This is a genomic window from Streptomyces sp. WAC00040, from assembly GCF_056835925.1.
Genome location: NZ_JAKQZE010000001.1, coordinates 514136 through 526743, shown reverse-complemented (window position 1 = coordinate 526743; position 12608 = coordinate 514136). Strand labels below are relative to the sequence as shown.

The 12608-nt window shown below is 72.4% G+C and carries 8 protein-coding genes; 5 read left to right on the top strand and 3 right to left on the bottom strand.

Going from position 1 to position 12608, the window contains the following annotated elements:
• Positions 1 to 61: 61 nt before the first annotated feature.
• The 5 genes from MDN94_RS02370 (at position 62) to MDN94_RS02350 (ending at position 5301) form a co-directional block, all read left to right on the top strand.
• Positions 62 to 562, top strand: coding sequence for a single-stranded DNA-binding protein (locus MDN94_RS02370; protein ID WP_482724328.1), 501 nt, complete (start codon positions 62 to 64; stop codon positions 560 to 562).
• 276 nt (positions 563 to 838) lie between these two features.
• A complete protein-coding gene (locus tag MDN94_RS02365; RefSeq protein WP_482724327.1) occupies positions 839 to 2251 on the top strand; it encodes a Cys-Gln thioester bond-forming surface protein in 1413 nt (470 codons plus the stop codon).
• A gap of 280 nt (positions 2252 to 2531) precedes the next feature.
• Positions 2532 to 4196, top strand: a complete 1665-nt coding sequence (gene ettA / locus MDN94_RS02360; protein WP_482724326.1) for an energy-dependent translational throttle protein EttA — start codon at positions 2532 to 2534, stop codon at positions 4194 to 4196.
• Between the two features lie 8 nt (positions 4197 to 4204).
• Positions 4205 to 4636 (top strand): acyl-CoA thioesterase, encoded by a 432-nt coding sequence (locus MDN94_RS02355; protein ID WP_053557288.1) that lies wholly within the window; start codon positions 4205 to 4207, stop codon positions 4634 to 4636.
• Positions 4637 to 4644: 8 nt separating this feature from the next.
• Positions 4645 to 5301 carry a DUF8010 domain-containing protein gene (locus tag MDN94_RS02350; protein WP_482726978.1) on the top strand — a complete coding sequence of 219 codons (657 nt, stop codon included), beginning with the start codon at positions 4645 to 4647 and terminating at the stop codon, positions 5299 to 5301.
• Positions 5302 to 5353: 52 nt separating this feature from the next.
• Here MDN94_RS02350 and MDN94_RS02345 read toward each other — a convergent pair whose 3' ends face one another.
• From MDN94_RS02345 to MDN94_RS02335, 3 genes are read right to left on the bottom strand one after another with little or no spacing between them, the layout of a single operon-like run.
• On the bottom strand, positions 5354 to 6301 hold the full coding sequence (locus MDN94_RS02345) for an ATP-binding cassette domain-containing protein (RefSeq protein WP_482724325.1): 948 nt from the start codon (positions 6299 to 6301) through the stop codon (positions 5354 to 5356).
• Positions 6298 to 9102 carry an FtsX-like permease family protein gene (locus MDN94_RS02340; RefSeq protein WP_482724324.1) on the bottom strand — a complete coding sequence of 935 codons (2805 nt, stop codon included), beginning with the start codon at positions 9100 to 9102 and terminating at the stop codon, positions 6298 to 6300. Before MDN94_RS02340 ends, MDN94_RS02345 begins: the two co-directional genes overlap by 4 nt.
• Position 9103: 1 nt before the next feature.
• On the bottom strand, positions 9104 to 12478 hold the full coding sequence (locus tag MDN94_RS02335) for an ABC transporter permease (RefSeq protein WP_482724323.1): 3375 nt from the start codon (positions 12476 to 12478) through the stop codon (positions 9104 to 9106).
• Positions 12479 to 12608: the final 130 nt, after the last annotated feature.

Sequence of the window (12608 nt, the reverse complement as noted above, 5' to 3'; positions counted from 1 at the left end):
CCAGCATGGAGACCGGTCCACAGCGACCGCGCAAATGCAACCGGACGGGGAGGTGACCGTCATGAACGACACCATGGTGACGGTGGTGGGGAATGTCGCCACGAATGTGGAGTACCGGGAAACGGCCACGGGCGGGATGGCGCGATTCCGTTTCGCCGTTCCTTCGCGGCGCTGGGATCGCCGGGGCGGTAACTGGACGGACGGGCCGACAAGCTTCTACACCGTCTTCGCCTGGCGTTCGCTCGCACAGAATCTGGCCGGTTCCGTTTCGGTCGGCGAACCGCTACTGGTGCATGGCCGGCTGAAGGTGCGTGAGGAGGAGACCGACGGCAGGCGACGGACGTTCGTGGACATCGACGCGCTGGCGGTGGGGCACGACCTGACCCGTGGGACCTCGGCGTTCCGACGGGTGGTGAAGAGCAGGGACCCTGACGAGAGGTCAGCGGCGGCCGTGGGGACGGCGCAGCAGCGGGTGGGTACGGCGGCCGTGGGGGCGGTGCAGCAGCAGCCCGGCGCAAGCGAGGCCATGACGCGCGGAGCGCCCGTTGTCGCCTTCCACTGAAGGGAGTTGAGGCAAAGGGTTCGACCGCTCCGGGAGTGTGGGCGGGCGGAAAAGGGTGATCAGGGGGGTGAACTCGCCGACGGTGGTAACGATTTCGAGTCGGAATGGTTATCTGACGGCATGGCCGGGCATCGCGCTGCGCGCCGTCCATAGGATTCCCGGGTACTCACGGGGCACTTGAGTCTGCTGGCGAGACACTCCCCCCACGCGTCGCACGCCTCTCACGCGTCGCACGCGAAAAGGTCTCGCCCGGAGGGGAATTCTGCTGTGTTTGCTGTGTTCTCTACGTCTGCCATACGCAGGCGGCGCGCCGCTCGCCGACTGGCCGCCGCAGCGGTGGTGTCCGGCCTGATGGCCGCCGGGTCCGTCGCCGGCGCCGGTGCGGCAGTCGCCGACGACGCCGTCCAGCATCAGGGCGGTGCGGTCGCCACGCTCGACGGGCTGCAGACGTACGACCAGGCGGTGCTGCACACCAACGGCAAGGACCAGGAGATCCTCGCGGGTCTCTTCGAGATGACGGTCGACGGCGGCGGCCAGCTGCAGACGTACTGCATCGACATCCACAACCCGACCCAGGACCAGGCCAAGTATCTGGAGACCCCCTGGAACCAGACGTCGCTGGGCGCCAACGAGAACGCCGGCAAGATCCGCTGGATCCTGCAGCACTCGTTCCCCCAGGTCAACGATCTGGCGGCACTGGCCAAGAGTGCCGGGCTCGACGGGCAGCTGACGGACAGGACCGCCGCCGCCGGCACTCAGGTCGCCATCTGGAGGTTCTCGGACGGCGCGGACGTCACGGCGGCCGACCCGCAGGCGGAGAAGCTCGCCGACTGGCTCCAGAAGTCCGCGGCGGACGTCGAGGAGCCCAAGGCCTCGCTGAGCCTCGAGCCGAACGCGGTCTCCGGCAAGCCCGGCAGCCGGCTCGGCCCGGTGACCGTGCGCACCGACGCGGGCCAGGTCGCCGTGGCGCCCCCTGCCGACGCGGCTTCCAGCGGGATCAAGATCACCGACGAGGCCGGTAAGCCCGTGACCTCCGCGGTCGACGGCAACAAGCTGTACTTCGACGTCCCTGAGGACGCCGCGGACGGGACGGCCACGCTGAGCGTCCAGGCCAGCATGTCGGTGCCGGTCGGACGGGCCTTCGCCAGCGCCACCAAGAGCCAGACGCAGATCCTCGCCGGTTCCAGCCGGTCCACCGTCTCGGCGCAGGCCACGGCGACCTGGGCGAAGGCGGGGGCGATCCCTTCCCTGTCGGCGAAGAAGAACTGCGCCAAGGGCGGCGTGGACATCACGGCCGGCAACAAGGGTGACGCGCCGTTCACCTTCTCGCTGGCCGGCTTCAAGCACACGATCAAGGCCGGGGAGTCCCGGACTGTGACGGTGCCGGTGGCCGAGGACCAGGCCTACGACTTCACGATCACCGGGCCCGGCGGGTTCGAGAAGAATTTCAAGGGCGTGCTGGACTGCAAGACCGCGAGCGCCCCCGCACAGCCCGGCACCGAGACCCCGTCGTCCCAGCCCAGCCCCGCGTCCGCGGGCGGCACCTCCGCGGGACTCGAGGGCGACCTCGCCGCGACGGGCGGCTCCAGCGCCACGCCGATGATCGCGGGCATCGCGATCGTGCTGGTGCTGGCCGGCGGCGCCGCGGTCTTCTTCCTCCGTAAGAAGAAGTCGGCCGGCGGAGAGTGATCAGGTCGCCGCGCACTGTGGCGCCTTGATGAGGTGATCGAGAGAGGGCCCGGCACGGGGACGTGCCGGGCCCCTTCCGTCGGTTCACGCTCCGGCCGCTCGACGTGCCCCTCTTGTCCGGTTCGCTCCGTCGGTCGTCCCTTGCGGGGGCGAGCCGGCGGAGTGGGGGGCGCCGGGCCGCCCCGGCACACGCAGGCGTAAGGACGCGGTTTCCGTCCGGGGGGCGCCGTACGGCAAGATGGGTGTATCTGCCCACCCACTTCCTGCCGGACGGTTTCTCTTGGCTGAGTACATCTACACGATGCGCAAGACGCGCAAGGCGCACGGCGACAAGGTCATCCTCGATGACGTGACGCTGAGCTTCCTGCCCGGTGCGAAGATCGGTGTGGTCGGCCCCAACGGCGCCGGTAAGTCCACGGTGCTGAAGATCATGGCCGGGCTGGAGCAGCCCTCCAACGGCGACGCCTTCCTCTCCCCCGGCTACAGCGTCGGCATCCTCATGCAGGAGCCGAAGCTGGACGAGTCGAAGACGGTCCTGGAGAACGTCCAGGACGGCGCCGCGGACATCATGGGCAAGCTCAAGCGTTTCAACGAGGTCGCCGAGCTCATGGCGACCGACTACACGGACGCGCTCATGGAGGAGATGGGCAAGCTCCAGGAGGACCTGGACCACGCGAACGCGTGGGACCTGGACGCCCAGCTGGAGCAGGCCATGGACGCCCTGGGCTGCCCGCCCGGCGACTGGTCCGTCGTCAACCTCTCCGGCGGTGAGAAGCGCCGCGTCGCGCTGTGCAAGCTGCTGATCGAGGCCCCGGACCTGCTGCTCCTCGACGAGCCCACCAACCACCTCGACGCCGAGTCGGTGAACTGGCTCGAGCAGCACCTGTCGAAGTACGCGGGCGCCGTCGTCGCCGTCACTCACGACCGGTACTTCCTGAACAACGTCGCCGAGTGGATCCTCGAGCTCGACCGCGGCCGTGCGCTGCCCTACGAGGGCAACTACTCCACGTACCTCGACAAGAAGGCCGCCCGCCTCAAGGTCGAGGGCCGCAAGGACGAGAAGCGTGCCAAGCGGCTGAAGGAAGAGCTCGAGTGGGTCCGGTCCAACGCCAAGGGTCGGCAGAGCAAGTCCAAGGCCCGCCTCGCCCGCTACGAGGAGATGGCCGCCGAGGCGGACAAGATGCGGAAGCTGGACTTCGAGGAGATCCAGATCCCGCCGGGCCCGCGCCTGGGCTCCGTCGTCGTCGAGGTCGAGAACCTCTCGAAGTCCTTCGGTGACAAGGTCCTCGTCGACGACCTGTCCTTCACGCTGCCGCGCAACGGCATCGTCGGCATCATCGGTCCGAACGGCGCCGGCAAGACCACGCTGTTCAAGATGATCCAGGGACTGGAGCAGCCCGACTCCGGCACGATCAAGATCGGTGACACGGTCAAGATCTCCTACGTCGACCAGACCCGCGCCAACATCGACCCCAAGAAGACTCTCTGGGCGGTCGTGTCGGACGAGCTGGACTACATCAACGTCGGCCAGGTCGAGATGCCGTCCCGTGCGTACGTGAGCGCCTTCGGCTTCAAGGGCCCGGACCAGCAGAAGCCGGCCGGTGTCCTCTCCGGTGGTGAGCGCAACCGCCTCAACCTGGCGCTGACGCTCAAGGAGGGCGGCAACCTGCTGCTCCTCGACGAGCCCACCAACGACCTCGACGTCGAGACGCTCTCGTCCCTCGAGAACGCGCTGCTCGAGTTCCCCGGCGCGGCCGTGGTCATCTCCCACGACCGCTGGTTCCTCGACCGGGTCGCCACGCACATCCTGGCGTACGAGGGCGACTCCAAGTGGTACTGGTTCGAGGGCAACTTCGAGTCGTACGAGAAGAACAAGGTCGACCGTCTCGGCCCGGACGCGGCACGCCCGCACCGCGCCACGTACAAGAAGCTCACCCGGGGCTGATGCGGCGCATGGCCCGTCACATCTACCGCTGCCCCTTGCGCTGGTCGGACATGGACGCCTTCGGTCACGTCAACAACGTGGTCTTCCTGCGGTATCTGGAAGAGGCGCGGATCGACTTCATGTTCCGGCTGGCGCCGGGGGACGGTTCGCCCTCCTTCTCCGGCGGCTCGGTGGTCGCACGGCACGAGATCGACTACGTGCGGCCGCTGGTCCACCGGCACGAGCCGGTGATCATCGAGTCGTGGGTGACGAAGATCAGCGCCGCCTCCCTGACCATCGCGTACGAGGTCAAGGAGGAGGACGATCCGTCGACGGTCTATGTGCGGGCCTCGACGGTCGTCGTGCCCTTCAACCTGGAGTCGCAGCGGCCGCGCCGTATCAGCGCGGAGGAGAAGTCCTTCCTCGAGAAGTACCTCGACAAGGCCGCCCTCGCCGCATGAGCGTTCCCATGTCCGTGCCCGTGCAGAGTCTGCGTCTCGCCGACACGAGGGAGGCGGAGGACCTCTCCGCCTTCCTCGGCCGGCTGATCCACTACGACCGCGCCGCCGCGGTCAGGCTCCAGGCCGGGCGCGGGGCGCTCGCGGTGTTCGGGCGTCCGCCGTCCTTCGAGGTGCTCGCCATCCGTACGGCGCGCCTCGCGGAGTCCGTCGAGCTGGACGTCACCGTCTCCGCGGGGCAGCTGCTGGAGTCGCTGGAAGGCGCGGAGTTCGCCGTGCCCGCGGCGGTCACCGGTCCTCCTTGGGCGGGTGTGTTGCCGCCGCGCGGCGGCTGGCGGGAACTGCCGGGACTGCCGGACGTCTCCGCGATGCGTGCGGCCGTGGCAGCAGCCGTGGCCGAGTTCCGCCGGCGTGACGAGGCACTCCCGGCGGAGCGGCGCACCCGTGCGGAACGGGACCGCATCGGCCGCGAGATCTGGTCGCGCACGATCGGCGCGACAGCCCTTCCCCTGCGTGCCGTGCACGCGGCGCAGTCGCTCGGCTTCCTCCGGCCCGGCATGCCCGTGGCGCTGCTGTCCGCGGGGACGTGGCTGCGGCTGCGGACGCCCTTCGGGTCGATCGCCCTGCGCACCAACGGTCTGGGCGGCCTGACGGTCACCCCGGCTTAGCCGCCGCGCGCAGAGGCTCCCACTTCCGAGGGGCCGCGAACCGCACGCCGCGTCAGCGTTCCGCCGCGTCGTCCGGCCAGATCCCGATGTGGTCCTGTTCGAGCTCCAGCATCACGCGGTGCTCCATGCCGAGCGCCGCCGTGTAGTCGGCCGGCAGCTGAAGGCGTCCCGCCCGGTCCAGCGTCGCGTACTCGCGTGCCACCACCGACTCCTGCCCCTCCGCGTCTGTCTCGGTGCGCCGCAGCACCTCGGACGACGTGCGGCCGTCGCGGATGGCTACCGTGCGGCGGACCTCGCCCGCGACGGCCTGGTCGTGGGTGACGATCACGATCGTCGTGCCCAGCTCCTCGTTGGCCCGGCGGAACGCCGCGAAGACCTGCTCACCGGTCGCCGAGTCCAGCTCGCCGGTCGGCTCGTCGGCCAGCAGCACGGCGGGCGAGTTGGCGAGGGCGACGGCGATCGCGGCGCGCTGCTGCTGCCCGCCGGACATCTGATGGGGGCGCCGGTCGCGGCAGTCGTCGACGCCGAGCATCGACAGCAGTTCCTGCACGCGCTCCGCCTTCCGCTTCTTGCCGCGGCTGCCGCGCAACTGCATGGGCAGGGCCACGTTCTGGGCCGCGGTGAGGTACGGCAGCAGGTTGCGGGCGGTCTGCTGCCACACGAAGCCGACGACCTCGCGGCGGTAGCGCAGCCGCGCCTTGGCGTCCATGGACAGCAGGTCGCACCCGGCGACCCGGGCCGCGCCGGCGGACGGCACGTCCAGCCCGGCCAGGATGTTCATCAGGGTCGACTTCCCGCTGCCGGACGCGCCGACCAGGGCCATCAACTCGCCCTCCTTGACCAGCAGGTCGAGTCCTTGCAGCGCCTGGACCTCCACCCCGTCGGAGGCGAAGATCCGCACCAACCGGTCGCAGGTGATCAGCGCGTCGTGCCCGTAGGAGGGCCGGTCGCGGTGGGCAGCGGCGCGTTCCTCCAGCTGCTTCAGGGTTGTGTCGGTCATCGCGTGTCTCCTGCCCTGAGTTCGGTGATCGATCCGCGGCGCCCCGCCCACCACGCCTGGACGGCGGCCACCGTCCCCGCCAGCAGCACCACGGCGGCCGCGGGCAGCGCCAGCGACCACGGATCCGCCCGCAGTGACGCGCTGTCCAGGGGCGCGGAGCCGGGCGCGGCCGCCAGCGCGAGGCGCACCAGGTCCACGCCGGGCGCGAGGAGCCGGATCGTGGCCCAACCGACGAGGATGCCGCCGACGGCGGCCAGCAGTGCCTGGGGGAGCGCTTCGAGGCCGAGCAGCTGCCGACCCTGGCGGGTGGTGAGGCCCATGGTGCGCAACCGGGCCAGCAGGGTGGCGCGTTCCGGCGCGGCCTGCACGAGCGAGAGCAGCAGGGCCAGCACGGCGTAGCCGGCCCCGGCGGCGATGGCGGCCGCGTAGATCCGTTCGGCGCCGGCCTGGAGCGGCGAGTCGGTGAAGGTCGCCCGCGCCTCGTCGCGCAGCCGCACGGTGAGGTCGTCGTCCAAGCCCTGGACGGCCGCGCGCAGTGCCTTGCCGTCGATGCCGGCGCCGGTGGCCAGCAACGCGGTCGGCACACGGTGGCTGAGCCGTGAGCCGTCGACGACGAGGAACTCCGCGGACGACACGGCAGGGGTCCGGGACCGTATGGCGGCGACCTTGACGGTGAAGGGGCCGGCTGCCGAGGGGATCCGGTGTGTTCCCTCGCCGAGCTGCTCGGCGACGCCGGGTGAGGCGACGGCGTGCAGCACGGGCTCCCCGGAGCCGTCACCCGCGGCCGGAGAGGCCCTGAGCGCTTCAGCGGGGAAGGCGCCGAGCCCCGCGTGCCGGGTCAGCGTCGCGTACGCGCCGGGGTCGGCGCCGACGAGGGAGACGGCCAGCGGGTCCGACCGTTCGGCCTGGTTCCGGGCGGGCAGGTTCAGCGCGTGCTCGATCTGCACGGCCGTCACCTCCCGTACCCCGGGCACGTCCCGCACGGCCCGCTCCGCCCCCTTCGGGAGCGGCACCACGTCGCCGGGGCTCGAGACGCGTGCGTCCGCGCCCGTCGCCAGCAGCGCCGCCCGGTCCCGCGCGTCCGCGACGCCCGCCAGGACCGAACCGCCGAACGCGGCCGTCGCGAGCGCGACCAGCAGGGCCAGCAGCGGCAGGGCGCCGGCGGCGGAGGAGCGCCCGGTACGGGCGAGCGAGAGGAACCCGACCGCGCCGCGCAGCCGGCCGGCGGGACGCGCCGCCCAGCGCAGCGGCAGCGGATACAGCCGTACGAGGACGAGCGCGGCGATCAGGCCGACCAGCACGGGCGCGGCGCTGACGAGATGGTCGGCGCCGTCGGAGGTGCCGCGCCGCCGCAGTGCGACGACCGCGCCGAAGGCCAGGACCAGCAGAGTGAGCTCGGCGACCGTGCGGCGCTTGGACGGCCGGGCGAGTACCACGTCGTCGCGTTCACCGGGCACACGGGGCCTGCGCTGCTGCGCCACCGCGCGCACCGGCAGCGCCGCGCAGGCCATGACCGCCACGGCAGCCGTCCCGATCACGGCAGGCAGCAGTCTCGCGTCGTCGACGACCAGGACGGCGAGGAGCAGACCGGCGGCCGCGGTGGGCAGGGCGACGACGGCGGTCTCGCCGAGCAGCCTGCCGCCGATGCCGCCCAACGAACCGCCGCGGGAACGCAGCAGGGCCAGTTCGGCCCGACGCCGCGCCGCGAACAGCCCGCCCGTCATCGCCACCACGACCGCGGCCACTGTGCCGATCCCGAAGGCGGCCACGGCGACGACGGGGGTGATGGCGTCCCGCATCGTGGCGTAGGAGGCGAGGATGCCGTCCATGTCCGTGGTGAGCAGGGCGTTCTTGTCGACGGCACCCTTGATCCCGAGCGACTCGGGGCCGCCTTCGAGGGATGCGATCCGGTCGGTGAGGGCGGGCACGTCCTGTGCGGTGAGGTGGCCGGTGAGGGGGGCGAAGCGCCAGTACGGCTCGGGCTCGCCGAGGGTGCCGAGCAGCGCCGGGGCGGCGTCCGGGGCGATCAGCAGGGAGGCGTTCCAGTAGGTCACCGGTGGGCTGGTCCCGGGCGCGACGAGAAGCCCAGGGGCGCGCAGCCGCGGGTCGGCGGACCAGTAACTGCCGTGCGCATCGCGCGGGTCCACGATGCCGGTGATCCGTACGGACAGCGTCCCCTCCCCGGACTCGCCCAGGTGCAGCACCGAACCGGTCCTGATCTTCAGGGTCTTCGCGGTCTCCGCAGTGACTGCGGCCTCCAGCTCCTTGGTGGTGGACGTGACCCGCCCGTCCGTCTTCGGCAGCCGTCCCTCCCGCACGGTGGAGTGCGCCTCGAGCCCGCTCTGCGCCACGACGGAGAACTCCGGCGACGCGCCCTCGGGACGCGGCAGCCAAGGGTCCGTGCCCCTCAGGGGCTTGGCGGTCTCCACACCGTACGCGGACTGCGCGGTGTCGACGCGCAGCGGCTCCGGCAGCAGCCCTGTCACGGCCCGGTGGGCGTCGGCGAGGCGCTCGGGGAGCAGCGACTTCTCCCGGGCCGATTCCGGCAGTTCGATCGGCGGCTGCGGGGTGCTCACTTCCAGCACGCTGCGGGACGGCTGGGCGTCGCTGAGGTCGTGCCGCAGGCCGTGGTTCTCGTACGAGTCGACGGCACGGGGGAACGCGGCCGCGAGGAACGCGGTGAGCAGCACGAGCACACCGAACGCGAAGGCCGCCCCGGGAGCTGTGCGCAGCCGGGTCCTGATCCACGGGGCCACCGTGCGCCGGGCGTGGCCCTCGGGCTTGCTGGAGCGCGGATTCATGTCAGTTGTCCCCCCTGTGGCGCAGTGTCACCGCGGGGTCCGCGCGACGCAGGGCGATGACGGCGACGATCAGAAGCGGCAGCGCGGCGACCTCCGCGAGGAGCAGACCCACTTGGCCCACGGGCAGTTCGATCAGCACATGCGGAACGGGTTTGGTGGCCTGCCCGGTCAGGACGATCAGCGGCACGACGGCCCGGGTCAGTACGGCACCCAGGCCGATGCCCACCAGCAGGGCGATGCCGATCAGCACCGTCTGCTCGGCCGCGACCAGCCGGGCGAGCCGGCGGCGCGGCGCGCCGAGGGCGCGCAGTACGGCGAGTTCGCCGGACCGTTCCCGCAGCGAACCGGCCGCGCTGACGGCGAAACCGACCGCGGCGAGCGCCGCCGCGGCCAGCGCCACCGCCATCAACGCGGAGCGGGGACCGGCGCCGAGCGGGTCGCCGAGCAGTTCCTTGGCGGCCTCGTCGCGTACCAGCACCTGGCCGGGATCGGCGGCGGGGCGGTCGCGCAGAGCCTTCGCGACCTCGCCGGCCCTGCCCGGCTCGGTGCTCAGCCACCACTCGGTGGGTGCCAGCGACGAACCTCCCCGGGCGGCGATCTCGGTGTTGATCGTGGGCAGGTCCAGCAACAGGGCTCCGCCGTGGGCGTACTGCGGGCCGGTGGCCGCTTCGTCGCCGTCCGCGGCGACGGTGGCGGCGTCGGCGCCCGGTCCGGTCGTCGGCAGGGCCCGCGCCGTCCCGGCGATCCTCACCCGAAGCGACTCGCCCGACAGCATCACATCGATGACGTCGCCGCGCTTCGCCCCGGCCGCGCGCAGGAACTCGTCCGTGGCGACGGCGGCGATCTGCCCGGGCCGGGCCGGCCGCGCGGCGGTGACGAGGACGCTGAACTCCGAGGTGACGGGATGCCCCCACGAGTCCACGGCCCCCGGGTCCGGTCCGATGCCGTAGCCGAGGTCCAGCGGACGGGAACCGGAGGCAGCGGGGCTGAGCGGCCTCGGCTTCCCGGGCTCGCCGGCCTGGATCTCGGTGTAACTGCCCTCCCAGCGCGAGTCCTGACCTGCCGTGACGGTGTTCGAGGTCCCGTCGGCGTCCGTGGTGCTCAGCCGGTCGACGCTCAGACGGTGCGCCGTGGCGGGGCCGTCCGGGATCGTGCCGTCGAGCCGCAGCCCGGTCAGGGCCAGCGGACCCGCGGGGGCGGTGCGTCCTCCGGAGGAGGACTCGTCGAGGTCGACGGTCACCGGATGGACGCGGCCGTCGGCTGCCACCTTGCCGGCGGACATGCGGTAGGACAGGCCGTAGCGGTCCTCGACGATGACGGTGACCTGCGGCGCGAGCCGGGTGGGGGACGCACCTGCGGGGGCTCTCTCCTCGGTGATCCGCAGGTCGAGGTTGATGCGGCGGGCGTCGTCGGGCAGCAGCACGCCGGGGCGGGCCCGCTTCGCGGCGGTGGCCGTCCCGAGCAGTGAGCCGGGCGGATCGTCCGCGAGATCGTCCCGCAGCAGGAGCTGTTCGTCGGCGCGGGCGGTGTCGATCGCGAGCACGGTCGCGGTCCGGTTGCCGGAGAGCCCGAGGGGAGCGCGGTGGGCGGGAGCGGCTTCGCGCACGCCCGGGAGGGACCCGTACAGGCCGATGTCGCCCGGCCGGCCCGCCCCACTGTCCGTCACCCGCACCGACGCTCCGGCCCTGAAGTCGGCCTGGTCGCTCTGCGACCGGTCCCAGGAGGCGCTCTGCCCGATCGCCAGCATGCCCATCGCCACCGCGAGCACCAGCAACAGCACCGGTCCGGCGCCGCGCAGCGGCCGGCGGCTGAACTGCCAGCCCGCGAGGGCGGCGGGCAGGCCTCGGCCGCCGGCGGCGCGGCGTTCGGCGAGCCGGGCTGTGGGCGGCAGCAGACGCAGTGTCAGGACGGTGCCGGCCAGCAGGGCCAGGGCGGGTGCGGCGACCAGGAGTGGGTCGATGCCCAGGTCTCCCTCGCGATCACCGTTGATCGCCCCACCACCGGAGGAACCGGTCTGCCGGTCCAACTGCCAATAGGCGACCGCCGCGACGGCCAGCAGCCCCACGTCCGCACCGGCACGAACGGGAGCGGGCAGCGTGCCGCCGCGGCCGCGTCGCAGCCGCGATGCGCCGGACGTCGCGGCCAGCGCGGGTGCCACGACAGCCGCCGCGCAGCACACCGCGACCCCTGCGGCCACCAGCCAGACCTGCCCCGTCGGCGCCTCGCCGAGCCGCAGTCCGCTCCTGGCGAGAGTGGAGTGCTCGGCCAGCAGACGGGTCAACGGCCCTGACAGCAGCGGCGCGCAGAGCGCCGCCGGGAGGGCGAGGAGCAGGGCCTCGACGGCGGCGAAAGAGATGATGCGCCGGCGTGACGCGCCGCGGGCGCGCAGCAGGTCACTCTCGCCGGTCCGCTCCGAACCGAGCAGCCGGGCCACCAGCAGCAGCGCGTACGCGGCGAGCAGTACCAACTGCACGGCGACGATCATCAAGGTGGAGCGGGCGACCAGCAGGGCCCGCTCGCTCTGGGCCAGCACGGTCGGCAGGGAGGTGCGCACCGTCGCGCCGGACGCGAACGCCGGGTCCTTGCTCAGCGCCTCGGGGCCGCTCGTCGCCGTGGCGCGCAAGGCGCCGATTCGGTCGGTGGTGACGGTGCGGAAGTCGGCGGTGGCCAGCCATGCCGCGTCTCCGACGGCGACACGGTCGGAGGCGAGGACCGAGGGGTGGGCGAGGAGCGGGCCGTAGGTGGTGAAGACCATGGACCTCACGCCACGGCCGCCGAGGCTGTCGAGCTGCCAGTACGGATCGCTGCCGTCCGCCGGCCGGTAGAGGCCGGTCAGCCGGACGGTGACCGGTTTGTCGGAGAGCCGGTCGGTGAGGGTGAGGCGTGCGCCGGGCTTCAGTGCCAGCTGCTGCGCGGCGACTTCGGGCAGGGCGACCGGCACGGCTCCTGCGCCGGCGGGGCCCGGGCGGGTGCCGGACACCATCGTGACCCGGCTCTCGTCGAGAGCGGCGAAGTGGGTGAGGTCGGGCTCCCGCTTGTGTGCCTCCGGGTCCTGGAGGGACCGCGGGAGGGCGTACGTCCCCGAGCGTTCGAGCCTGTGCACCGTCACGGGCAGTCCGTCGAAGGACCGCTCTGCCCCTCGGACGACGGCCTCCTCGGCCGCCTCGCGGCGCTCCGGCGGGATCTTGGCGGTGACGGTCAGCGCCGCGGCGGCCGCGTCCCTCCCGCGCAGGGTCTGCCGCAGCGCGGCGTCCCCGACGGAACCGGAGAAGGCGGCGAGCGAGGCGAGCACACAGGTGGTGAGCAGAACCGCCAGGAGTGCCGCGGAAAGCAGCAGCCGGTGCGCTCTGACGCGCAGTAGTACGAACCCCGTCACCCGTCCCCCACCCCGCAGCGTCACCTGGCGGCGCCCCGACGCCACCGTCTGGATGCTGTCAGAGCGAACGGGTCCGTGGAAACCGCTTGCACCGCGACCTTCACCTGATCGTGACCGTTATTCGGCGACG

Excerpts from the sequence above, each read along its gene's own strand:
- MDN94_RS02355 (WP_053557288.1), top strand. The coding sequence starts at position 4,205 with ATGGCCCGTCACATCTACCGCTGCCCCTTGCGCTGGTCGGACATGGAC.
- MDN94_RS02370 (WP_482724328.1), top strand. The coding sequence starts at position 62 with ATGAACGACACCATGGTGACGGTGGTGGGGAATGTCGCCACGAATGTG.
- MDN94_RS02345 (WP_482724325.1), bottom strand. The coding sequence starts at position 6,301 with ATGACCGACACAACCCTGAAGCAGCTGGAGGAACGCGCCGCTGCCCAC.
- MDN94_RS02340 (WP_482724324.1), bottom strand. The coding sequence starts at position 9,102 with ATGAATCCGCGCTCCAGCAAGCCCGAGGGCCACGCCCGGCGCACGGTG.
- MDN94_RS02350 (WP_482726978.1), top strand. The coding sequence starts at position 4,645 with ATGTCCGTGCCCGTGCAGAGTCTGCGTCTCGCCGACACGAGGGAGGCG.